At 65.0% G+C, this 24,471-nt stretch carries 17 protein-coding genes; 4 read left to right on the top strand and 13 right to left on the bottom strand.

Annotated elements, in window-relative coordinates; genetic code table 11:
• Positions 1–106 precede the first annotated feature (106 nt).
• Complete coding sequence (locus FHW81_RS09780) at positions 107–1,423, top strand: MFS transporter (RefSeq protein WP_003103690.1); 1,317 nt, start codon at positions 107–109, stop codon at positions 1,421–1,423.
• Positions 1,424–1,450: 27 nt separating this feature from the next.
• Here the strand turns inward: FHW81_RS09780 and FHW81_RS09775 are convergent, their stop codons facing one another.
• Positions 1,451–2,380 (bottom strand): oxidoreductase, encoded by a 930-nt coding sequence (locus FHW81_RS09775; protein ID WP_023090923.1) that lies wholly within the window; start codon positions 2,378–2,380, stop codon positions 1,451–1,453.
• A 111-nt stretch (positions 2,381–2,491) separates the two neighbouring features.
• Here FHW81_RS09775 and FHW81_RS09770 point away from each other — a divergent pair, with 111 nt between their 5' ends.
• On the top strand, positions 2,492–3,565 hold the full coding sequence (locus FHW81_RS09770; protein ID WP_003103694.1) for an AraC family transcriptional regulator: 1,074 nt from the start codon (positions 2,492–2,494) through the stop codon (positions 3,563–3,565).
• 73 nt (positions 3,566–3,638) lie between these two features.
• Positions 3,639–4,619, top strand: a complete 981-nt coding sequence (locus FHW81_RS09765) for a hypothetical protein (protein ID WP_003103696.1) — start codon at positions 3,639–3,641, stop codon at positions 4,617–4,619.
• 120 nt (positions 4,620–4,739) lie between these two features.
• Here the strand turns inward: FHW81_RS09765 and hemE are convergent, their stop codons facing one another.
• The 11 genes from hemE to pilM form a co-directional block, all read right to left on the bottom strand.
• Positions 4,740–5,807: a uroporphyrinogen decarboxylase gene (gene hemE / locus FHW81_RS09760; protein WP_003103698.1), complete on the bottom strand. Its 1,068-nt coding sequence runs from the start codon at positions 5,805–5,807 to the stop codon at positions 4,740–4,742.
• 176 nt (positions 5,808–5,983) lie between these two features.
• Entirely contained in the window at positions 5,984–7,417 is a 1,434-nt protein-coding gene (locus FHW81_RS09755) for an FAD-dependent oxidoreductase (protein WP_003095829.1), read from the bottom strand.
• A 28-nt stretch (positions 7,418–7,445) separates the two neighbouring features.
• Complete coding sequence (gltB, locus tag FHW81_RS09750; RefSeq protein WP_003103700.1) at positions 7,446–11,891, bottom strand: glutamate synthase large subunit; 4,446 nt, start codon at positions 11,889–11,891, stop codon at positions 7,446–7,448.
• A gap of 224 nt (positions 11,892–12,115) precedes the next feature.
• Positions 12,116–13,705 (bottom strand): AAA family ATPase, encoded by a 1,590-nt coding sequence (locus FHW81_RS09745; RefSeq protein WP_126676566.1) that lies wholly within the window; start codon positions 13,703–13,705, stop codon positions 12,116–12,118.
• A gap of 6 nt (positions 13,706–13,711) precedes the next feature.
• On the bottom strand, positions 13,712–14,818 hold the full coding sequence (aroB, locus tag FHW81_RS09740) for a 3-dehydroquinate synthase (protein WP_003107839.1): 1,107 nt from the start codon (positions 14,816–14,818) through the stop codon (positions 13,712–13,714).
• A 49-nt stretch (positions 14,819–14,867) separates the two neighbouring features.
• Positions 14,868–15,386: a shikimate kinase AroK gene (gene aroK, locus FHW81_RS09735; RefSeq protein WP_003095833.1), complete on the bottom strand. Its 519-nt coding sequence runs from the start codon at positions 15,384–15,386 to the stop codon at positions 14,868–14,870.
• An 11-nt stretch (positions 15,387–15,397) separates the two neighbouring features.
• Positions 15,398–17,542 carry a type 4a pilus secretin PilQ gene (gene pilQ / locus FHW81_RS09730; protein WP_003146401.1) on the bottom strand — a complete coding sequence of 715 codons (2,145 nt, stop codon included), beginning with the start codon at positions 17,540–17,542 and terminating at the stop codon, positions 15,398–15,400.
• A gap of 53 nt (positions 17,543–17,595) precedes the next feature.
• Complete coding sequence (pilP, locus tag FHW81_RS09725; RefSeq protein ID WP_003095836.1) at positions 17,596–18,120, bottom strand: type 4a pilus biogenesis lipoprotein PilP; 525 nt, start codon at positions 18,118–18,120, stop codon at positions 17,596–17,598.
• Entirely contained in the window at positions 18,117–18,740 is a 624-nt protein-coding gene (pilO, locus tag FHW81_RS09720; RefSeq protein WP_003103268.1) for a type 4a pilus biogenesis protein PilO, read from the bottom strand. Before pilO ends, pilP begins: the two co-directional genes overlap by 4 nt.
• Positions 18,737–19,333: a type 4a pilus biogenesis protein PilN gene (pilN, locus tag FHW81_RS09715; protein WP_003095839.1), complete on the bottom strand. Its 597-nt coding sequence runs from the start codon at positions 19,331–19,333 to the stop codon at positions 18,737–18,739. Before pilN ends, pilO begins: the two co-directional genes overlap by 4 nt.
• Entirely contained in the window at positions 19,333–20,397 is a 1,065-nt protein-coding gene (pilM, locus tag FHW81_RS09710; RefSeq protein ID WP_003110888.1) for a type IV pilus assembly protein PilM, read from the bottom strand. The genes pilN and pilM overlap by 1 nt, the downstream gene beginning before the upstream one ends.
• Positions 20,398–20,581: 184 nt before the next feature.
• Between pilM and FHW81_RS09705 the strand changes: the two genes are divergently transcribed.
• Positions 20,582–23,053: a penicillin-binding protein 1A gene (locus FHW81_RS09705; protein ID WP_003095841.1), complete on the top strand. Its 2,472-nt coding sequence runs from the start codon at positions 20,582–20,584 to the stop codon at positions 23,051–23,053.
• Positions 23,054–23,157: 104 nt separating this feature from the next.
• Here FHW81_RS09705 and FHW81_RS09700 read toward each other — a convergent pair whose 3' ends face one another.
• The gene (locus FHW81_RS09700) at positions 23,158–24,426 is read right to left on the bottom strand and encodes a malic enzyme (RefSeq protein ID WP_003103278.1); all 1,269 of its coding nucleotides are present in this window, start codon (positions 24,424–24,426) and stop codon (positions 23,158–23,160) included.
• Between the last annotated feature and the right edge of the window lie 45 nt (positions 24,427–24,471).

Raw genomic sequence — 24,471 nt, 5'->3', positions numbered from 1 at the left:
TATCTATATCCTTTGCCACATAACCTCCAACAACGACCCCTTGTCCCTGAAATCCAGGTGGCGCGGCCTCGTTGTGCCTGCTCGCCACCGTCCCCAGAGGTGCCCCGTGAGCAATCCGCAAGTCCGGCCACAGGCCGAAGAAGAACCCGCGTTAATCGAGGCGGCCCGCGAAGCAGCCAACGAGGTGCTGGAAGCCGCCACCGAAGTCGAACGCTATATCGAGAAAGGCACCCCGCAGTTCATGCGCACCTCCCTAGCGCTGTTCTCCGGCGGTTTCGCCACCTTTGCCCTGCTCTACTGCATCCAGCCGATGATGCCGGTGCTGTCCAAGGCGTTTTCCATCAGCGCCGCGGAAAGCAGCCTGGCATTGTCCGTCGCCACCGCCATGCTCGCCCTTGGCCTGCTGGTCACCGGCCCGATCTCCGACGCGATCGGTCGCAAGCCGGTGATGGTCGTCTCGCTGCTGGCCGCCGCGCTGTTCACCCTCGGCAGCGCGGTGATGCCCACCTGGCATGGCGTGCTGCTGATGCGCGCGCTGGTCGGGCTGTCCTTGAGCGGCCTGGCCGCGGTGGCGATGACCTATCTCAGCGAAGAGATCCATCCGCAGCACATCGGCCTGTCGATGGGCCTGTACATCGGCGGCAACGCCATCGGCGGGATGAGCGGACGCCTGATCAGCGGCGTCCTGGTCGATTTCATCTCCTGGCATGCCGCACTGGCGGTCCTCGGCGGCCTGGCCCTGGTCGCCGCGCTGGTGTTCTGGCGCGTGCTGCCCGAATCGAAACACTTCCGGCCGGCACCGCTGAAGCCGGCGACCCTGCTCAACGGCTACCGCCTGCACTTCCGCGACGCCGGACTGCCCTGGCTGTTCCTGATCGGCTTCCTGCTGATGGGCAGCTTCGTCACCCTGTTCAACTACATCGGCTACCGCCTGCTGGCCGAGCCCTACCACATGAGCCAGGCGGTGGTCGGAGTGCTCTCGGTGGTTTACCTCTCGGGCATCTACAGCTCGGCCTGGGTCGGTTCGCTGGCCGACAAGCTGGGGCGACGCAAGGTGCTCTGGGCGGTCATCCTGCTGATGCTCGGCGGCCTGCTGCTGACCCTGTTCGAGCCGATCCCGCTGATGCTCGCCGGCCTGCTGCTATTCACCTTCGGCTTCTTCGGCGCGCACTCGGTGGCGAGCAGCTGGATCGGGCGCCGCGCCCTGCGCGCCAAGGGCCAGGCCTCGTCGCTCTACCTGTTCAGCTACTACGTCGGCTCAAGCCTGGCCGGCACCCTCGGCGGGGTGTTCTGGCATTACTACGGCTGGAATGGCATCGGACTGTTCATCGGCTCGCTGCTGGTGGTCGCGGTATTGGTCTCGCTGCACCTGGCGCGCCTGCCGGCCCTGCCTGGCAACACCCTGGCGCAGGCCGCCCACTGAGTTCGAGGCGCCGGTCTCCCGGCGCCTTCACTCCGACCAGAAGCGTACTCCGGTCAGTTCTTCCGATAGCGCCCACAGCCGCGCGGCCAGCCCCAGGTCGCGCGCATTCCGCGGAATCCGCGCCGCCGCCGGATAACCGCGGGTTTCCAGCCAGCGATCCGGGCCGACATAGGCGCCGCCATACCAGCGCTGTTCGGTCAGCGCGGAAAGTGCCGGCAACGCCCCCATCTCCGGCGATTGCGCGAACGCTCCGTTGGCCACCTTCATCGCCCAGCGTCCCAGGCGCGAACCGGACATCGCCGGTGCCGCGTACTGCAGGTTGGTCGCCGCGTAGCCCGGATGCGCCGCCAGGCTCTGCAGAAGCACGCCCCGCTGGCCGGCGCGGCGCTGCAACTCCAGGCTGAACAGCAGATTGGCCTGCTTGCTGTGGCAATAGGCAAGATAGCGGTTGTAGCCGCGCTCGGCGTTGAGGTCGTCGAGCGGCAGCCGGCCGAACTGGTTGAAACCGCTGGTCATGCCCACCACCCTGGGCCGTGGAGCGGCCAGCAACGAGTCCAGCAGCAGTCCCGTAAGGGCGAAGTGGCCGAGGTGATTGGTGCCCATCTGCATCTCGAAACCGTCGCGGGTACGCCGCAGGGGCAGGAACATCACTCCGGCGTTGTTGAACAAGAGATCGAGGCGTTCGTGGCGCTGACGGAAACCGGCGGCGCAGGCGCGGATCGAGGCGAGGTCGGCCAGGTCGAGATCGGCCAGCTCCAGGCGTGCCTGGGGATACTCGTCGAGGATCGCCCGCCGCGCCCGCTCCGCCTGTTCGCGATTGCGGCAGGCCATCACCACGGTCGCCCCTTTGCCGGCCAGCGTGCGCGCCGCCTGCCAACCCAGGCCGCTGTTGGCGCCGGTGACCAGCGCCAGGCGCCCGGCCAGTTGTGGAATGTTGCGTCGTGCCCAGGGATGCATCGCTCGTTCTCCGCTTGACTGCGTTGCCGGGCAGTATCGCGGCACCAGCCAATGCAGCGGCAGACGCGCTCGCGCCAGACTGCCGATCATTTCGGGCCAGGACACGCCAGCATGAGCCGCCGCACGGACTCCGACGCACCGACCATCACCGCTGCCTATCCGCGCCTGCTGCTCGGCCTGCTGGAGGAACGCGGCCTGGACGGACGCGCGCTGCTGCGGGAAATCGGTCTGTCGACGCTGCGACTGGAAGAGCCGGAAGCACGCGTCACATCGCAGCAGTACCAGGCGATCGCCGCCACGGCGCTCGCGCTGAGCGGCGACCCCGGCCTCGGCGCACAGCTCGCCTTGCGCACGCCTCCCACCGCCCATGGCAGCCTGGGCTACGCGATGATGGCCTCGGCGACGCTCGGCGATGCCTTGTGCCTGGCGCTGCGCTACATGCCGCTGCTGCAGGGCAACGTCGAAATCAGCCTGCTGCGCGAGGACGAGCAGGTGATCCTGCGCCTGCTGCCAGGCCCTGCGCTCCCGCCGGCGCTGCACCGGTACTTCAGCGAAGCCCTGCTGATCGGCCTGTATCGCTCCGGCGCCTGGCTGCTCGGCGAACCGGCCCTGGTCGGCAGGCTCGACTTCGACTACCCCGAACCTGCCGTGCCTGTGCCGCTGCCGCAGTGCCGCTACGACCAGGCCCACGTCCAGCTGGTGTTCCCCGCCATCCTGCTCGCCCGCTCGCTACCGATGGCCGATCCGGCTGCGTTGCGCCGCGCCCGCGAACACTGCGAGCGCGAACTGGCGCTGCTCGATGCCGGCCGCCGGGACATCTGCGCCCGCGTGCGGCTGGAGCTGGAACGCCAGGAACAGCGCTTCCCCAACCTGGAGGAAGTAGCCGCGCGCCTGCACCTGTCCAGCCGCAGCCTCAAGCGGCATCTGCATGACGCCGGCACCAGCTTTCGCCAGTTGCTCGGTCAGGCTCGCCAGCGCCAGGCCTTGCGATTGCTGCGGCGTCCCGAGGTGTCGTTGCAGCGTATCGCCCTGTACCTGGGTTACAGCGATCCAACCAACTTCACCCGCGCCTTCAAGCGCTGGACCGGCGAGCCGCCGAGCGACACCCGCGCCCGCCTGCTGGGCGGGCAACCAGTTTCACGAACAAATGCCAAGCGCTCGACAAATCCCTCGCGTTTCCCTTGAGCGCAGCAAGCGCTGTTCTATGCTGCTGCGGCCGGCATCCGGCCGGCCTCGACAGCGATATGAAAGGGACTTTATGAAACCAGCGATCAAGCGCGCCTGCCTGCTCGGCACGGCACTGTTCTCCCTCTGCGCCAGCGCAGCCCAGGCGGCCGGCGTTCTGGTAGGAACCTGGGACCTGCGGGGCAACGGCCAGCTCGCCGCGGTCTACCGCGACGGCGCCAACCTGCAGGTGGTGGAAGGCGGCAGCACCCGCAACTACAGCTTCGGCAACGTGGTCTGGTCGGTCTTCGGCGCCACCGATACCGACGGCCAGCCCGGCGCGGAAATCCTGGTCAAGGCCGGTCCCGACCTGGTGATCGTTTCCCACGCCAGCACCACCCAGCGCAAGTACCCGGTAGGCAACGTCTCCTGGGCGATCATGCGCGCCACCGACGTCGACAACGTCGCCGGCGACGAAGTCATCCTCAGCATCGGCAACGGCGTGCGCACCGTATTCGATCGCACCCGTACGCAACGCGACGCCACCTTCAGCTACAACGGCACCTGGGGCCTGTTCGACGTCGCCGACGTGGACGGCGCGCCGGGCAAGGAACTGGTGCTGAACATGGGCAACGGCGTCAAGGTCATCGACCCGCGCACCAGTGGCGCCAAGGACTTCACCTTCAGCGGCTACCACGCGCTCGCACAGATCGCCGACCTCGACGGCCAGCCCGGCGCGGAGATCATCGGCCGCACCAGCACCGGCATCTACGTGATCAGCAACGCCAGTTCCCGCAAGGAATACAACATCGGCGCCAGCGCCTGGGCACTCTATGGCGGCACCGCGGACACCGACGGCAAGCCGGGCAACGAGCTGATCGTGGTGATGCAGGGCAAGGTGCGGGTCATCCACCACGCCAGCGGCGCCAGCAGCGACTACCGCATCGGCGACGTCAACTACAGCATCGATTCGGTGGCCGATATGGATGGCCAGCCGGGCGCGGAAATCCTCGTGCGCGACGCCAACGGCAAGCTGTTCGTGATCAACGACCGCACCGGCAAGGTAAGCAGTTGAGCCGGGCGGGTTGCGTAGGGCGGGTACGCCACCGGCGCGTCCCCGCCAGCCAACGCGCCGGAGGGCCGTCGGCCCGCGCATGAAAAAGGGGAGCCTCGGCTCCCCTTCTTTCGTTCCGGCTCAGCCGTGGTACTGCGCCGACAGCTCGTGCACCGCCTCGAAGAAGGCGCCGGCATGGGCCGGGTCGACTTCCGGGGTGATGCCGTGGCCAAGATTGAACACATGCCCCGTACCCTTGCCGTAGGCCGCCAGGATCCGCGCGACTTCGGCGCGGATCGCCGCCGGATTGGCGTAGAGCACCGAGGGATCCATGTTGCCTTGCAGGGCTACGCGCTCACCGACACGGGCCCGGGCGCTGCCGATGTCGCAGGTCCAGTCCAGGCCCAGCGCCTCGGCGCCGACCTCGGCCATCGACTCCAGCCACAGGCCGCCTCCCTTGGTGAAGAGGATCACCGGCACCCGGCGTCCGTCGTGCTCGCGGATCAATCCATCGACGATCTTGCGCATGTAGGTCAGGGAGAACTCCTGGTAGGCCGCCGCCGACAGGCTGCCGCCCCATGAGTCGAAGATCTGCACCGCCTGGGCGCCGGCGTGGATCTGCCCGTTGAGGTAGCTGGTCACCGATTGCGCCAGCTTGTCCAGCAGAGCGTGCATGGCCTGAGGGTTGTCGTAGAGCATCGCCTTGGACTTGCGGAAGTCCTTGCTCGAGCCGCCCTCGACCATGTAGGTGGCGAGGGTCCAGGGGCTGCCGGAGAAGCCGATCAGCGGTACGCGGCCGTTCAGCTCGCGGCGGATGGTGCGCACGGCGTCCATCACATAGCCCAGGTCCTGTTCCGGATCGGGAACCGGCAGCGCCTCGATGTCGGCCAGCGACGAGACCACCTTGCGGAAGCGCGGGCCTTCGCCGGTCTCGAAGTACAGGCCCTGGCCCATGGCATCGGGAATGGTCAGGATATCGGAGAAGAGGATCGCGGCGTCCAGCTGCGGGTAACGGTCCAGCGGCTGCAGGGTCACTTCGCAGGCCAGCTCCGGGTTCATGCACAGGCTCATGAAATCGCCGGCCTTGGCACGGGTGGCACGGTATTCCGGCAGGTAACGACCGGCCTGGCGCATCATCCAGACGGGGGTGACATCGACGGGCTGCTTGAGCAGGGCGCGGAGGAAGCGGTCGTTCTTCAGGGCAGTCATAACGGCATCCGATCAAAGGCTGCTGGCTTCACGCGGGCGCGTGCGGAAGGGGGTTATCCACAGGCCGGCGGGCGAAAAGGGCCGCTATTGTCGCAAAGCACAAAACAAAAGGCACGGCGGGGGCCGTGCCTTTTGTCTATCGCGGTGATTTGTCGCAGCGCCGGTGGCGCCGCGGGTCAGACGCCAAGGTAGTCGAGGATGCCTTCGGCCGCGGTACGTCCTTCGAAGATCGCCGTCACCACCAGGTCGGAACCACGGACCATGTCGCCACCGGCGAAGATCTTCGGGTTGCTGGTCTGGTGCTTGAACTGCGCCTGCGCCGGAGCCACCACGCGGCCCTGGCTGTCGGTGGCGATCTCGAAGCGCTCGAACCACGGCGCCGGACTCGGCCGGAAGCCGAAGGCGATCAGCACGGCTTCCGCCGGGATGATCTCCTCGGAACCGGGGATCGGTTCGGGGCTGCGGCGGCCGCGGGCGTCCGGCTCGCCGAGACGGGTCTCGACCACCTTCACGCCTTCCACCCGGTCCTCGCCGACGATGGCGATGGGCTGGCGGTTGAAGAGGAACTTCACGCCCTCTTCCTTGGCGTTCTTCACTTCCTTGCGCGAGCCCGGCATGTTTTCTTCGTCACGGCGATAGGCACAGGTCACCGACTTGGCGCCCTGGCGGATCGAAGTGCGGTTGCAGTCCATCGCGGTGTCGCCGCCGCCCAGGACCACCACGCGCTTGCCCTTCATGTCGACGAAGTCCTCGGCCGACTTCTCGAAGCCGAGGTTGCGGTTCACGTTGGCGATCAGGAAGTCCAGGGCGTCGTGTACGCCCGGCAGGTCCTCGCCGGGGAAACCGCCCTTCATGTAGGTGTAGGTGCCCATCCCCATGAACACGGCATCGTACTCATCGAGCAACTGCTCCATGGTCACGTCCTTGCCGATCTCGGTGTTCAGGCGGAACTCGATGCCCATGCCGGTGAACACCTCGCGGCGACGGCTGAGGACGTGCTTCTCCAGCTTGAACTCGGGAATGCCGAAGGTCAGCAGGCCGCCGATCTCCGGGTTGCGGTCGAACACCACCGGGGTCACGCCGTTGCGCACCAGCACGTCGGCGCAGCCGAGGCCGGCCGGGCCGGCGCCGATCACCGCGACGCGCCTACCGGTCGGCTTGACCTTGGACAGGTCCGGACGCCAGCCCATGGCGAAGGCCGTATCGGTGATGTACTTCTCCACCGAGCCGATGGTCACCGCGCCAAAACCGTCGTTGAGGGTGCAGGCGCCCTCGCAGAGGCGATCCTGCGGGCAGACCCGGCCGCAGACTTCCGGCAGGGTGTTGGTCTGGTGCGACAGTTCGGCGGCGGCCAGGATGTTGCCTTCGGAAACCAGCTTCAGCCAGTTAGGGATGAAGTTGTGCACCGGGCATTTCCACTCGCAGTACGGGTTGCCGCAGCCCAGGCAGCGGTGGGCCTGGTCGGCGGCCTGCTGCGGCTTGAACAGGTCGTGGATCTCCACGAACTCGCGCTTGCGCTGGCGCAGCAGCTTCTTCTTCGGGTCCTTGCGCCCGACTTCGATGAACTGGAAGTCGTTGTTCAGGCGGTCGGAATTCAGACGTTCAGACATATCGAAACCTCATCACAACTTCGGGCGCTTATTGCGGGTTGGCACGGGTGCTGGTCAGCAGCGAACCGAGGCTGGCCGCCTTCGGTTTCACCAGCCAGAACCGACGCAGGTAGTCATCCAGGTTTTCCAGGATGTTCGCGCCCCACTCGCTTGCCGTTTCGTTCACGTACTCGACCAGGACCTTGCGCAGGTGGCTGCGATAGGCCTCCATCGCCTCGCCGCTGATCCGCTGGATTTCCACCAGCTCGTGGTTCACGCGGTCGACGAAAGTGTTGTCCATGTCGAGGACGTAGGCGAAGCCCCCGGTCATGCCGGAGCCGAAGTTGTAGCCGGTCTTGCCCAGCACGCAGACGAAACCGCCGGTCATGTATTCGCAGCAGTGGTCGCCGGTACCTTCCACCACCGCATGGGAACCGGAGTTGCGCACGGCGAAGCGCTCGCCGGCGGTTCCGGCGGCGAACAGCTTGCCGCCGGTGGCGCCGTACAGGCAGGTGTTGCCGACGATGGCAGATTCCTGGGTCTTGAACGGACTGCCCTTGGGCGGGGTGATCACCAGCTTGCCGCCGGTCATGCCCTTGCCTACGTAGTCGTTGGCGTCGCCTTCCAGGTACAGGTGCAGGCCACCGGCGTTCCACACGCCGAAGCTCTGTCCCGCGGTGCCCTTGAAACGGAACACCACCGGTGCCTTGGCCATGCCCTGGTTGCCGTGCAGGCGGGCGATCTCGCCGGATACCCGCGCGCCGATGGATCGGTCGCAGTTGCAGATGTCCAGCTCGTACTCGCCGCCGCTCAGGCCTTCGATGGCGGCCTTCGACAGCTCGACCATCTTCTCGGCCAGCAGGCCCTGGTCGAACGGCGGGTTTTTCTCCACCTCGCAGAACTGCGGCTTGTCGGCCGGGATCAGCTCACTGCCCAGCAACGGAGCGAGATCCAGATTCTGCTGCTTGGCGGTCTCGCCGGGGAGGATCTCCAGCAGGTCGGTGCGGCCGATCAGCTCGCCCAGGCTGCGCACGCCGAGGCGCGCCAGCCACTCGCGGGTTTCCGTGGCGATGAAGGTGAAGAAGTTGATCACCATCGCGGTGGTGCCGATGAAGTGGTCCTTGCGCAACTTGTCGTTCTGCGTCGCCACGCCGGTGGCGCAGTTGTTCAGGTGGCAGATGCGCAGGTACTTGCAGCCCAGGGCGATCATCGGCGCGGTGCCGAAGCCGAAGCTCTCGGCGCCGAGAATGGCCGCCTTGATCACGTCCAGGCCGGTCTTCAGGCCGCCATCGGTCTGCACCCGGACCTTGCCGCGCAGGTCGTTGCCGCGCAGGGTCTGGTGGGTTTCCGCCAGGCCCAGTTCCCAGGGCGAGCCGGCGTACTTGATCGAGGTGATCGGCGAGGCACCGGTACCGCCGTCGTAGCCGGAGATGGTGATCAGGTCCGCATAGGCCTTGGCCACGCCGGCGGCGATGGTGCCGACGCCCGGCTCGGATACCAGCTTCACCGATACCAGCGCCTGCGGGTTGACCTGCTTGAGGTCGAAGATCAGCTGCGCCAGGTCTTCGATGGAGTAGATGTCGTGGTGCGGCGGCGGCGAGATCAGGGTCACGCCGGGCACCGCATAGCGCAGGCGGGCGATCAGGCCGTTGACCTTGCCGCCCGGCAACTGGCCGCCCTCGCCGGGCTTGGCGCCCTGGGCCACCTTGATCTGCAGGACCTCGGCGTTGACCAGGTATTCCGGGGTCACGCCGAAGCGGCCGGTAGCCACCTGCTTGATCTTCGAACTCTTCAGCGTGCCGTAGCGCGCCGGGTCCTCGCCGCCCTCGCCGGAGTTGGAGCGACCGCCCAGGGTGTTCATCGCCTCGGCCAGCGCCTCGTGGGCCTCCGGCGACAGCGCGCCGAGGGAAATCCCGGCGGCATCGAAGCGCTTGAAGATGGCTTCCAGCGGCTCCACCTCGTCGAGCGCCAGCGGCTGCGCGGCGGTCTTCACCTGCAACAGGTCGCGGATCATCGACACTGGGCGCTGGTCCACCAGCGCGGTGTATTCCTTGAACTTCTCGTAGTCGCCCTGCTGCACGGCAGCCTGCAGGGTATTCACCACATCCGGGTTGTAGGCGTGGTATTCGCCGCCATAGACGAACTTCAGCAAGCCGCCCTGCTGGATCGGCTTGCGGTTGCTCCAGGCCTCGGCGGCCAGGAGCTTCTGCTCGTTCTCGATATCGACGAAGCGCGCGCCCTGGATGCGGCTGGCGACTCCGGTGAAGCACAGGTCGGTGACCTCGTCGGACAGGCCCACCGCCTCGAACAGCTGCGCGCCACGGTAGGACGCGACGGTGGAGATGCCCATCTTCGAGAGAATCTTCATCAGGCCCTTGGAGATCCCCTTGCGGTAGTACTTGAACACCTCGTAGAGGTCGCCCAGCACTTCACCGGTGCGGATCAGGTCGGCCAGCACCTCGTAGGCGAGGAACGGATAGACCGCCGAGGCGCCGAAGCCGATCAGCACCGCGAAATGGTGCGGATCGCGGGCGGTGGCGGTCTCCACCAGGATGTTGGAGTCGCAGCGCAGCCCGGTCTGCACCAGGCGGTGATGCACCGCACCGACGGCCAGGGCAGCATGCACCGGCAGTTTGCCGGGAGCGATATGGCGGTCGCTGAGGATCAGCAGCACCTTGCCGCCGCGCACGGCTTCCTCGGCCTGGTCGGCGATGTTGCGCACCGCGGCCTCCAGGCCCATCGACTCGTCGTAGTTGAGGTCGATGAAGTGGCGGTCGAAGCCCGGGCGGTCCAGGGTCATGATGGTCCGCCACTTCGCCGGCGAGATCACCGGAGTGGTGAGGATCGCCTGGTTGGCATGGTGCGGGGCTTCCTCGAAGATGTTCTGCTCGACGCCCAGGCAGGTTTCCAGGGACATCACGATGGCTTCGCGCAGCGGGTCGATCGGCGGGTTGGTGACCTGGGCGAATTGCTGGCGGAAGTAATCGTACGGAGAGCGGATGCGCCGGGAGAGGATCGCCATCGGCGTATCGTCGCCCATGGAGCCCACCGCTTCCTGGCCCTGCTCGCCGAGCGGACGCAGCACCTGGTCACGCTCCTCGAAGGTGACCTGGAACATCTTCATGAATTGCTTGAGCTGGTCGGCGTCGTAGCTGGCCACGCCATGGTCGTCGTCCAGGGTCGCCTGGATGCGCAGGGCATTCTGCCGCAGCCACTGCTTGTAGGGATGGCGCGACTTCAGGCGGTTGTCGATGTCGTCGCTGTGCAGGACCTGGCCGGTCTCGGTGTCCACCGCGAGGATCTGCCCCGGGCCGACGCGACCCTTGGCGATGACGTCCTCGGGCTTGTAGTCCCAGACGCCGATTTCCGAAGCCAGGGTGATGTAGCCGTTCTTCGTGGTGACCCAGCGCGACGGGCGCAGGCCATTGCGGTCGAGCAGGCAGACGGCATAGCGACCGTCGGTCAGCACGACGCCGGCGGGGCCATCCCAGGGCTCCATGTGCAGCGAGTTGTACTCGTAGAACGCGCGCAGGTCGGCGTCCATGGTTTCGACGTTCTGCCAGGCCGGCGGGATGATCATGCGCAGGCCGCGGAACAGGTCCATGCCGCCGGTGACCATCAGTTCGAGCATGTTGTCCATGCTCGACGAGTCGGAGCCGACGCGGTTCACCAGCGGGCCGAGCTCTTCCAGGTCGGGGATCAGTTCGTTGGTGAACTTGGTCCGCCGCGCCTGGGCCCAGTTGCGGTTGCCGGTGATGGTGTTGATCTCGCCGTTGTGGGCGAGGAAGCGGAACGGCTGCGCCAGCGGCCATTTCGGCAGGGTGTTGGTGGAGAAGCGCTGGTGGAATACGCAGATCGCGGTCTGCAGGCGCTCGTCGCCAAGGTCCGGATAGAAGGCGGCCAGGTCGGCCGGCATCATCAGGCCCTTGTAGATGATGGTCTTGTGCGAAAAGCTGCAGATGTAGTGGTCGCTGTCGGCGGCGTTGGCCACCGACGAGCGGCGCCGTGCGCTGAACAGCTTGATGGCGAAGTCCTGGTCGCTCAGGCCGGCGCCGCCGATGAACACCTGTTCGATCTGCGGCAGGCGCTCCAGCGCCAGGCGGCCGAGAACGCTGGTATCGATCGGCACCTTGCGCCAGCCGACCAGCTCCAGTCCGGCGGCGACGATCTCGCGATTCATGTTCTCGCGTGCCGCCTCGGCTTTCACCGGGTCCTGGTTGAAGAACACCATGCCCACCGCGTATTGCTCGGGCAGGTCGACAGAAAAGGCTTCCCTGGCGACGGCACGCAGGAACAGGTCGGGCTTCTGGATCAGCAGCCCGCAGCCGTCCCCGGTCTTGCCATCGGCATTGATCCCACCGCGGTGGGTCATGCAGGTCAGTGCTTCGATTGCGGTTTGCAGAAGTTGATGGCTCGGCTCGCCCTGCATATGGGCGATCAGGCCAAATCCGCAGTTATCCTTGAACGTTTCAGGATGGTACAGACCTGCTTTCATAAGGAACTCTCACCGGCAAAACTTTTTTAGTCATCTACTTCGCCTGTCACCCGCTCATGCGGCGAGTTTTCGACAGGCAAAGGGAGGCCATTGTACATAGGTGCACAAGGCCTCACAAATTTTGCGGCGAGAAAATGAAATTCAATGTCGCCAAAATGAAAGACGAAACCCGCCGGTCATGCTAACGACTAGCGAGTTTCGTCAAGAGGCGACGGCAGGTCGGATCAATGCGCCTGGCCGATCTCCTGCTGGATGCTGGCGAAGGTACGCGGCCACGGCTTGCCGGCCTGCACCTTGGACGGCAGTTTTTTCACTGCGGCCAGGGCGGCGGCACGGTTCGGGAAGCTGCCATAGGTGACGACGTAGAACGGCTTGCCTTGCAGGGTTTTCTTGAAGTAGCGGAAATCGCCGCCGCCCTGCTGGCGAATGAACGCCTGGGCATTGGCTTCGGAGCCGGTACCGAGGATCTGCAGGGCGAAGTTACCACCAGACTGGTTGCGATACCACTGACTTCCCGCACCGCCACCGCTGGCCGGCTTGGCGGCCGGAGCCGGGGCCGGCTTGCTGGCCGGGGCGCTGGCGACCGGCGCGGCCGGTGCCGGGGTCTGCGCCGGAGTCGGGGTCGCCGCAGGCGCGGTCGGTTCGGTCGGCGCCGGCGGCACCGGATGCATCGGCGTGACGCCGTTGTTGGCCAGCGGCGTCACCGGAGGAGCCGAGCTGGAAACGGTAGGCGGCACCGCGGCGGACGGCAGGCCGCCTTCGTCGTCGCCACCTTGCCCGGCGGCCTGGGCCAGCGGCTCGCGAATGACCGGCTGCGACTCGCCGACCAACGGTAGCGGCAACGGCTGGCTGGAGCCGTTGAACTCCACGGCCGGGCCGCTGCCCGGCTGCTGGGCCTGGGCCGGCGTACCACCATTCATGGACAATTCGGTAGAGGCGGTCTGCGGCGCCTCCGGCTTGCTCTTGCCTTGCATGAACCAGGCGGCGATCACGCCGATGGCCACGACCGCAAGAATCACCAGATGCTTCTTGGGCAAGTTGAAAGACCCTCCGGTTGCCTTGCGCGCTGCGCCACGATTGGCCAGCATCGCTTCGATCAGGGCATCGCGGGCGACCTGGTTGATCGCTCCCGGCCAGCCTTCCGACTGCTCGTGGATGTCCACCAGCAGGTCGTTGGAAATCAGCTCGATGCCCTGCCCGGCGCCCTCGAGACGCTGGGCCAGGTAGTCGCGGGTTTCCTCTTCGCTGTATGGCTGCAATTCGATGGCATGGAAGCGCTCCTCACCCTCGGAAAACACCTCCAGGCGCGGCAGCAACGACGGCTCACCGAACAGGAATACATGCAGGCGTCCCTCGTTGGTGCCGGAAGCCAGCAGCAACAGCACTTCCAGCGCGCTGTCCTGGAGCTGTTCGGCATCGTCCACCATCAGGTAGACGTCCTGCCCGGTGATCGCCAGCTGCGCCACCTTGGTCAGGATCGCCTCCAGGCTCGCCTGGTTGATGCTCAGGCCCTGCGCCACCTGGCGCAGCAACGAAGTCTCGTCGGCGGCGGTGCGCGCCGAGATCACCACGCTGAGGACCGCATCCTTGTTGGTGCTGGCCACCAGCGCCTGGCGCAGCAGGGTCTTGCCGCTGCCCAGGGGCCCGGTGACCAGCAGCAGGAGCTGGCTGTAGCGGGCCAGATGGTGCAACTGGCCGAGCACCGGCTTGCGCTGCGCCGGGAAGAACTTGAAACCCGGAACGCGCGGCGCGAACGGGTCGTGACTGAATTGGTAGTGGCCCAGGAAGGCCTCATCGGCATGCAAGCTGGTCATGGGACCTCATTCATCTCCAAGCTGGTCGGCCAAGGCCCGATAGTCGGTGCGCAGGGTCGCGTCCAAGATCTCACGGGGAAAATCGCCGGTGACCACGGCATTCCCCAGTCCTTGCAGCAAAACCAGACGCAGGCGGCCATCGAGCACTTTCTTGTCGACGGCCATGTGTTCCATAAAATCTTCCGCCGTCATCTCGGCCGGCGGTACCACGGGCAGGCCAGCCCGGCGCAGCAGGCGGATACCGCGATCGCGCTCGGCGGCGCTCAGCCAACCCAACCGATGCGACATCTCGAGTGCCATCACGGTTCCCGCCCCTACCGCTTCGCCGTGCAACCAGACGCCGTAACCCTGCTGGGTCTCGATCGCGTGACCGAAGGTATGGCCGAGGTTCAGCGTGGCGCGCACGCCCGACTCGCGCTCGTCGGCGCCCACCACGCGGGCCTTCGCCGCGCAAGAGCGCTCGATGGCCTCGGTGACAACGGTCGGCTCCAGTGCCAGCAAGGCATCCATGTGCTCTTCCAGCCAGGTGATGAACGGTTCGTCGCAAATGAAACCGTACTTGATCACCTCCGCCAGCCCGGCGGACAGCTCGCGGGACGGCAGCGTCTTCAGCGACGCGGTGTCGATGACCACCGCCTGGGGCTGGTAGAACGCACCGATCATATTCTTGCCCAACGGATGGTTGATCCCGGTCTTGCCGCCCACCGAGGAGTCGACCTGGGACAACAGGGTGGTCGGCACCTGGATGAAGTTGACCCCACGCTGGTAGCAGGCCGCGGCGAAACCGGCCATGTCACCGATGACGCCGCCGCCCAGGGCGATCAGGGTAGTCTTGCGGTCATGCCGCTCCTTCAGCAGGGCATCGAAGATCAGTTGCAGGGTTTCCCACTGCTTGTAGGCCTCGCCGTCGGGCAGCACCACAGGGGTGACCTCATGGCCTTGCAGTGCCTTGAGCAGGGTTTCCAGATAGAGAGGAGCGACCGTTTCGTTGCTGATCACCGCGACCCGGCGACCGACGATATGCGGCGCGAACCAGCGGGCGTCGCCCAGCAGGTTTTCACCGATGTAAATGGGATAGCTACGCTCGCCTAGATCGACGTGAAGTGTGCGCATGAGGCCCCCAGACAGGAAAGGGCAATAGGATAACGCAATTCGCCGCGCCTCAGCGGGGCGGCAACTTGCGCAGGCGTTCGAGAATTTCCTGGACGACCAGGCGCGGCGGCCTTTCGTCGGTCTCCACCACCACATCGGCGATTTCGCGGTAGAGCGGATCGCGCAGCGCCATCAGGTCGCGGAGGATCTGTCCCGGGTTGGGCTTCTGCAACAAGGGGCGGTTGCGGTCCCGCGCCGTGCGCGCGATCTGGTGCTCGACCGAGGCATGCAGGTACACAACCCGGCCACCGGCGCGCAGCACCTGGCGGTTACCGTCGCGCATCACCGCCCCGCCGCCGGTGGCGATCACCATGCCGTCGGCGGCGCAGAGTTCGGTGAGCATGGCCTGCTCGCGCTCGCGGAAACCGACCTCGCCCTCGACATCGAAGATCCATGGGATATTCGCGCCGCACCGCTGTTCGATCTCCTTGTCGGAGTCCTTGAACGCGAGATGCAGCTCCTTGGCGAGCAGGCGCCCGATGGTGCTCTTTCCAGCACCCATCGGGCCGACGAGGATCAGGTTGACCACGTTGTTCGATATCAGCGACCGATTGCGATGGCCTGATTATTCATGATCCGCGGTGTCAGGAAAACCAGAAGTTCGTTTTTCACGTCCGAGACCGTATCGCGCCGGAACAGCCGCCCCAGGTAAGGCAGGTCGCCGAGGAACGGCACCTTGTCCACCGACTTGCTCTGGGTGTTGCTGAACACGCCGCCGATGACGATGGTCTCGCCGTCGTTGACCAGGATCTTGGCGTTGACCTCGTTCTTGTTGATCGGCGGTACGCCGTTCAGTGCGCGATCGAAGTCCGGCGCATCCTTGGTCACCTTCACTTCGACGATGATCCGGTTGTCCGGGGTGATCTGCGGGGTCACCTCGAGGGACAGCGCGGCTTCCTTGAACGAGGTGCTGGTAGCGCCACTGGAGCTGGCCTCCTGGTAGGGTACTTCCTGGCCCTTGAGGATCTTCGCGGTTTCCTTGTCCGAGGTCACGACCTTGGGCTGGGAGACGATCTCGCCGTTGCCGGTCTTTTCCATCGCCGACAGTTGCAGGTCGAGGATGATGTTGTCGGTGATGAAGCCGATGCCGATCCCGGAGGTGGCATCCTTGGCACCGATGTCGACGAACGGCGACGGCGACTTGCTGGTTCCCGTGGTGGGGAAAGTACAGTTGCCGGCGATCGGGCCGCAGTTCATGCCGTCCTCGTCCTTGATCCCGATATTGCCGTCCTTGCCGTAGCCGTTCCAGTTACCCTTGTGATAAGCGCCGCCCCAGCGCACACCGAGGCTCTTGTCGTAACCGACGTTGGCCTCGACGATGCGTGCCTCGATCATCACCTGGCGCACCGGAATATCCAGCTGCGAAACGATCCGCCGCAGTTCGTCCAGTCGCTCCTGGGGCTGATAGGCGATGATGCTGTTGGTGCGGTCGTCGACGGTGATCGAGCCGCGCCCGCCTTCCTTGCCTTCCTGGCCACCATCGCTGGTCACCGACTGGAACAGCTTGGCGATGTCCGCGGCCTTGGCGTAGTTCACCTGGATCAGTTCCCGACGCAGTGGCGCCAACTCGGCGATCTGCTTCTGCGCTTCCAGCTCCTGGCGCTCACGGGCGGCGATCTCGTCGGCCGGGGCCACCAGGAGCACGTTGCCGAGCTTGCGCTTGTCCAGGCCCTTGGTCTTCAGCACCAGGTCCAGCGCCTGGTCCCACGGCACGTTCTGCAGGCGCAGGGTGATATTGCCCTGCACGGTATCCGAGGCCACCAGGTTCAGGTCGGTGAAGTCGGCGATCAGCTGCAGTACCGAACGCACGTCGATGTCCTGGAAGTTCAGCGACAGTTTCTCACCGGTATAGGCGAAATTGTCCTTCTTGCGCCGCTCGGCGTCTTCCGTGGTCATCGGCTTGATGCTGACGGTCAGGCGATTGTCGGTCTGGTAGACCAGGTAGTCGTAGAGCCCGCTCGGCTCGATGGTGATGCTGGTACGGTCGGATTGCGCGCTGGCGTTGACGAACTGCACCGGCGTGGCGAAGTCCTTGACGTCCAGGCGAACCCGCAGCGCATCCGGCAGTTGGGTCTTGGCGAAGTCCAGGCGGATCTTGCCACCCTGCTCCTGGATATCCGGGCTCAAGGTCGGGTCGGACAGGTCGATGACCACGTTGCCCTCGCCCTTTTCGCCACGCTGGAAATCGATGTTGCGAATGGCACGACCCGCCGGCACGTACGGCTTGGGCTTGATCGGCTGGGCATAGCTGGCCGGAGCCGGGCTAGCCTTGACCGGAGCGGTGGAAGCGACGCTGGCGCCGGCCGGCGAATTGCCGACCACCACGAAGAGGTTGTTGCCTTCCACCCGGGTGGTGTAGGACGACAACGTGGTCAGGTTGATGATCAACCGTGTGCGATCCTTCGCCTCGACCACCGTGACGCTGCGCGTATTGCCCACGCTCAGCTCGCGGTTCTTGGTGCCGAGCTTGTTCTGTACCCCCGGCAGATCGAGGGCGATTCGCGCCGGCTGCTCGATGGTATAGCCACGCGGCGCGGCGACGGGCTCGTCGAACTGCAGCTTTAGCTCGACCCGGTCGCCAGGCAATGCCGCCACGTCGAGTTTCTCCAGGTCCGCGGCGAGCAATGCCGGCGCGAACATGGCGGCCAGCAAAGCGATCCCGAGGCGCGAGAGGCCACTGTTCATCGTCCGACTCCGTTGTACAGACTGCTGTTGGTTATGCATGTTTTTCCCCGCCCTCAGGAGCGTTCCTTGAGAGTCAGGCTGCGCGGACGCTCCAGCCAGTTCCCCTCTCCGTCAGGAACGATTTCGATCACGTCTATTTTTCCTTCGCTGATGCCGACGACCTTGCCGTCGTTGCGCCCCAGGTAGTCCCCGACCCTCACCCGGTGCACGCCACCCGCGCCCTTCACCAGGGCGAAGGTGCCCTGGGCGTTGGACAGGGTGCCGACCATCTCGAAGGTCTCGATGTTGAAGCCTTCCAGGAACTGCTTGACCCGCGTCTCGTCGGGCTTGATCACCTTGTTGCCCTTCTGCCGCACGGTCAGGTCGATCTTCACCGGCGGCTGGAACGGGCTGCGTAGCGACGCGGCGCTATAGGTGAAGGCCTCGTACGGCTGGAACTTCGGCAACGGCTCGATGGTGCCCTTGGGTCGGGCCCGAACCTCGTCCATGTAGGACTGCAGATCGGCGAAATCGGAACCGCCGCCGCATCCGGCCAGGCTGGCGAGCAGCAGGCTGCTCAGAATCAGGCGGGCTCTCATTTCTTCAGCCCCTTGTCGTTGTAGCGATAGGTCTTGGCCAGGATGCTCATGCGCAGCTTGGACGTGCTGCCGGGCGCGACCGGCTTGATCTCGAAGTCATGCAGGGTGACGATCCGCGGCAGGCTGGACACGCCGCTGACGAAGGTCGCCAGGTCGTGGTAGCCGCCGACCACGCTGATCTGGATCGGCAGCTCGATGTAGAACTGCTGGGCAACCTCGGGAAGCAGCTTGATTTCCTCGAACTCCAGGCCGCTGCCCAGGCCGGTACGAGTGATGTCCTCGAGCAGCCCGGGTACCTCGGTGTCGCTGGGCAACTGCCGCAGCAAGGCGCCAAAGGACTCTTCCATCTCCTTCATCTGTGCCTTGTAGGCTTCCAGGTTCGCGGCCTGGAAGGCCTTGGTGGAGAACTGCTGCTTGAGCGTCTCCTCTTCCGCGGCCTGCTGTTCGAGCTGAGCCTGCATGTCACTCAGATGGAAGTTGTAGCCCAGCGCCAGGACCGCCGCGGTCAGCAGCACGCAGACGATGACCTTGACCGCCGCCGGCCAGGAACCGATGTTGTTCAGGTCGAGATCGTTGATATCGATCTTGCGCAGACTTTCCAGGGAACTGGCCAGACTCATTTCTTGGCTCCTTGCGCAACCCCATGCTTCGCCTTGGCGTCTTCTTCGCCGGGCTGCGTCTGCTGCACGGTCAGTTGGAACACGTTGGCCTGGTCCACCGCGCCCTGGGTCACCGCCTTGACCTCGTTCAGGGTCGGGGCGGTCAGCCACTCGGACGCGTCCATGTTGCGCATGAGATTGGAAACGCGGTTGTTGGACTCGGCCGCGCCGGCGATGGCGATGTTCTTGCCGGTCATCTTCAGGTCGGTGAAATACACGCCGTCGGGCAAGGTCCGCACGAGCTGGTCGAACACCCGTCCGATGATGGGACGGTTGCCCTGCAGGTCCTGGATGATCTTCATCCGCTCGAGCAATTGCTGGCGCCGCGACTTCAGTTCGCTGATTTCCTTGATCCGGGCGTCGAGTACGACGATTTCCTTGCGCAGGAAGTCGTTGCGGGCGTTCTGGTTCTCGATGGCCGCGGTGAAGTACTGGTCGCCAAGGAATACCAGCGCAGCCGATGCCACCAGGACGCCGCCAAGAATCACCAGGAACTGCTGCTTGCGCTGCTCGCGCAGCTCTTCGCGCCAGGGTAGAAGGTTGATCCGTGCCATCAGTCGAAACTCCTCAACGCCAGGCCGCAGGCGATCATCAACGCCGGAGCGTCGCTGGCCAGGGCGCCGGCATTCACCTTGCCGTTCAGCGCCATGTCGGCGAACGGGTTGGCGACCAGGGTCGGGGTGCCGATCTTCTGCTGGATCAACCGATCGAGATCCTGGATAGACGCCGTACCGCCCGCCAGGACGATGTAGTCGACGTCGTTGAACTGTCCGGCGGCGAAGAAGAACTGCAGCGAGCGGGAAACCTGCTGCACCACGGCGTCCTTGAACGGACGCAGAACTTCGCTGTCGTAGTCATCCGGAAGACCGCCCTGCTTCTTGGCGAGACCGGCTTCCTCCACCGAGAGTCCGTAACGCCGCTGGATCTCCTCGGTGAGCTGGCGACCGCCGAACAGCTGTTCGCGGGTATAGATGGTGCGTCCGTTGTGCAGGACGCTCAGGGTGGTCATGGTCGCGCCGATGTCCACTACCGCCACGGTCAACTGGTCGGTGTCGGCACCCAGCTGGCTGCTCAGCAGCGCATAGGAGCGCTCCAGCGCGTAGGCCTCGACGTCGACCACCTTGGCGGTCAGGCCGGCCAGCGCCAGGGCCGCTTCGCGAACCTCGACGTTTTCTTTCCGACAGGCGGCCAGGAGTACGTCCACGCGCTCGGGATTGCGCGCGGAGAGCCCCTGGACCTCGAAGTCGATGGCGACTTCCTCCAGCGGATAGGGGATGTACTGGTCGGCCTCGATCTTCAGCTGGTTTTCCAGTTCATCCTCGGAAAGCCCGGCCTCCATCTCGATGGTCTTGGTGATCACCGCCGAACCGGCGACGGCGACCACGGCCGACTTCAGGTTGGTTTTCGCCTTGACCAGCACCCGTGACAACGCCTGGCCGACCCCTTCCAGCTCGACGATGTTCTTTTCCACGACTGCATTCGGCGGAAGCGGCTCGACGGCATAGGCCTCCACTTTGTAGCGGCCTCCGGAGCGGCTCAACTCAAGGAGCTTTACCGAGGTCGAGCTGATGTCGATCCCCAGCAAGGTGTTCGCTTTCTTCTTTATGAGCCCTAGCACGACCAATTCCCTATTAGCGTTCAATACTTACGAACGATTCTTCTTTTTTCACATTAGATACCAGAGCCGAAGGCCAGGCAAATGGCTAGGTCACAGAAAAATTGCTTATAATGTGAACAGCTTTTGCCTTTTTCCTGTCCTATTCGCTTAACTCTTTCTTTTTCCTGGAAATCCGAATCTACCCATGCGCCTGCTGAAGTTCCTGTGGTGGACTTGCGTCACCCTGATTTGTGGAGTGCTGCTCAGTTTCAGCGGCGCCTATCTCTATCTGAGTCCCAGCCTGCCCTCGGTGGAAGCTCTGCGTAACGTCCAGCTGCAGATCCCCCTCAAGGTCTACAGCGAGGACGGCAAGCTGATCTCCGAGTTCGGCGAGATGCGCCGGACGCCGATCCGCTTCGCCGACATCCCGCAGGACTTCATCCATGCCCTGCTGTCCGCCGAGGACGACAATTTCGCCAACCATTATGGCGTCGATGTGAAAAGCCTAATGCGCGCCGCCGCGCAATTATTGAAAAGCGGTCACATCCAGACTGGCGGCAGCACCATCACCATGCAGGTAGCGAAGAACTACTTCCTTACCAATGAAAGAAGCTTCTCGCGAAAGATCAATGAAATCCTCCTGGCCCTGCAGATCGAGCGACAGCTGACCAAGGACGAGATCCTCGAGCTCTACGTCAACAAGATCTACCTGGGCAACCGTGCCTATGGCATCGAGGCTGCCGCACAGGTCTATTACGGCAAGCCGATCAAAGACTTGAGCCTGGCCGAGATGGCGATGATCGCCGGCCTGCCGAAAGCGCCCTCGCGCTACAACCCGCTGGTCAACCCGACCCGCAGTACGGAGCGGCGCAACTGGATCCTCGAGCGCATGCTCAAGCTCGGCTTCATCGACCAGCAACGCTACCAGGCCGCCGTCGAGGAGCCGATCAACGCCTCCTACCACGTGCAGACCCCCGAACTGAATGCGCCCTACATCGCCGAGATGGCCCGTGCCGAGATGGTCGGCCGCTACGGCAGCGAGGCCTATACCGAGGGCTACAAGGTCATCACCACGGTCCGCAGCGACCTGCAGAACGCCGCCAGCCAATCGGTCCGCGACGGCCTCATCGACTATGACCAGCGCCACGGCTACCGCGGCCCGGAGACCCGCCTGCCGGGCCAGACCCGCGACGCCTGGCTCAAGCACCTGGGCCAGCAGCGCAGCATCGGCGGCCTGGAGCCGGCGATCGTCACCCAGGTGGAAAAGAGCGGGATCATGGTGATGACCCGCGACGGCAAGGAAGAAGCCGTGACCTGGGACAGCATGAAATGGGCACGCCCCTTCCTCAGCAACAACAGCATGGGCCCGATGCCGCGCCAGCCCGCCGACGTGGCCCAGGCCGGCGACCAGATCCGCGTGCAGCGCCAGGAAGACGGCACCCTGCGCTTCGTACAGATTCCCGCCGCACAGAGCGCGCTGATCTCCCTCGACCCGAAGGACGGGGCGATCCGCTCGCTGGTCGGCGGCTTCTCCTTCGAGCAGAGCAACTACAACCGCGCGATCCAGGCCAAGCGCCAGCCGGGCTCCAGTTTCAAGCCGTTCATCTACAGCGCGGCCCTGGACAACGGCTTCACCGCCGCCAGCCTGGTCAACGATGCGCCGATCGTGTTCGTCGACGAGTACCTGGACAAGGTCTGGCGACCGAAGAACGACACCAATACCTTCCTCGGCCCGATCCCGCTGCGCGAAGCCCTGTACAAGTCCCGCAACATGGTCTCGATCCGCGTCCTGCAGGGCCTGGGCATCGAGCGGGCGATCAGCTACATCACCAAGTTCGGCTTCCAGCGCGACGAACTGCCGCGCAACTTCTCCCTGGCCCTGGGTACCGCGACAGTCACACCGATGGAAATCGCCGGCGCCTGGAGCGTATTCGCCAACGGCGGCTACAAGGTCAATCCGTACGTCATCGAACGCATCGAGAGCCGCGACGGACAGGTGCTGTACCAGGCCAATCCGCCCCGCGTGCCGGTGGAAGAACAGGTCGCTGCGCCGGATGCGGAAGACGCCGGGAATCCTGGTGACCCCGAGCATCCGGAGAGCGCCGAAGGCGAAGGTTCGATCGAAGCCCAGCAAGTCGCCGCCAAGGCCCAGACCACCTTCGAGCCGACCCCGGCCGAGCGGATCATCGATGCCCGTACCGCCTATATCATGACCAGCATGCTGCAGGACGTGATCAAGCGCGGTACCGGGCGTCGCGCCCTGGCGCTGAAGCGCACCGACCTGGCCGGCAAGACCGGCACCACCAACGATTCCAAGGATGGCTGGTTCTCCGGCTACAACTCCGACTACGTGACCAGCGTCTGGGTCGGCTTCGACCAGCCGGAGACCCTGGGTCGCCGCGAGTACGGCGGTACCGTCGCGCTGCCGATCTGGATCAGGTACATGGGCTTCGCCCTCAAGGACAAGCCGATGCACACCATGGCCGAGCCGCCAGGCATCGTCAGCCTGCGCATCGACCCGGTGACCGGCCGTTCGGCCGCGCCGGGCACTCCCGGCGCCTATTTCGAGATGTTCAAGAACGAGGATACCCCGCCCTCGGTCAATGAACTGCCGCCAGGCAGCTTCCCTGGCAGCCCGCTGCCGGATGACGAAGGCGCGCCGATCGACCTGTTCTGAACCGGCCGGCGCCTGCGCTTCGTTGGCGACGACGGGAGTGCGAGGCGCAGGCAAAAAGAAACCCCGCCAAGGCGGGGTTTCTTTTTATCCGGCGGATCGATCGATCAGCCGTTGAAGACGTCGTCCACCGATTTCAGCGGATAGTTCTTCGGATACGGCAGGGTAGCCACGCCGGTCTCGATGGCAGCCTTGGCCACGGCATCGGAGACCACGGTGATCAGGCGCTTGTCCATCGGCTTCGGAATGATGTACTCGCGGCCGAATTCCAGCTTGTCCACGCCATAGGCGGCGCAGACGTCCTCCGGGACCGGCTGCTTGGCCAGGTCGCGCAGGGCCAGGGCGGCGGCGATCTTCATCTCTTCGTTGATGCGCGTGGCACGTACGTCCAGGGCACCGCGGAAGATGAAGGGGAAACCGAGCACGTTGTTGACCTGGTTCGGATAGTCGGAACGTCCGGTAGCCATGATCACGTCGTTGCGGGTGGCATGGGCCAGTTCCGGCTTGATCTCCGGGTCCGGGTTCGAGCAGGCGAACACGATCGGGTTCGGCGCCATGCGCTTGAGGTCTTCCGGCTCCAGCAGGTTGGCGCCGGACAGGCCGACGAACACGTCGGCGCCCTCCAGGGCGTCGGCCAGGGTACGCTTGTCGGTCTCGGTGGCGAACACCGACTTGTACTGGTTCAGATCGTCGCGACCGGCGTGGATCACGCCCTTGCGGTCGATCATGTAGATGTTCTCGACCTTGGCGCCCATGCTCACCAGCAGCTTCATGCAGGAGATGGCGGCAGCGCCGGCGCCGAGGCAGACGATCTTCGCTTCTTCCAGCTTCTTCCCGGCCAGTTCCAGCGCGTTGAGCATGCCCGCCGCGGTAACGATGGCGGTGCCGTGCTGGTCATCGTGGAACACCGGGATGTCGCACTGTTCGATCAGCGCGCGCTCGATCTCGAAACACTCGGGAGCCTTGATGTCCTCGAGGTTGATACCGCCGAAGGTGATGGAAATACGCTTGACGGTATCGATGAAAGCCTGCGGGCTCTCGGCGTCGACCTCGATGTCGAACACGTCGATGCCGGCGAAGCGCTTGAACAGCACACCCTTGCCTTCCATCACCGGCTTGGAGGCCAGCGGGCCGAGGTTACCCAGGCCGAGAATCGCGGTGCCGTCGGAAATCACTGCCACCAGGTTGCCCTTGCCGGTGTACTGATAGGCCAGTTCGGCATCGCGGGCGATTTCACGCACCGGCTCGGCGACACCCGGGCTGTAGGCCAGGGACAGGTCCCGGGCGGTAGCGGTGGGTTTGGTCAGCTCGACACTCAGTTTTCCCGGACGGGGTTGTGCGTGATATTCGAGGGCAGCGGTTTTAAGATCGGACATTTGGGCACTTCCGCTTTATTGCTTGTTGGACAGACGGGGCGACCG

Source organism: Pseudomonas sp. RC10-4-2 (genome assembly GCF_050433085.1).
GTDB lineage: Bacteria > Pseudomonadota > Gammaproteobacteria > Pseudomonadales > Pseudomonadaceae > Pseudomonas > Pseudomonas aeruginosa.
Note: the sequence above shows the minus strand (reverse complement) of the source record. Positions and strands in the feature narration are given on the sequence as shown.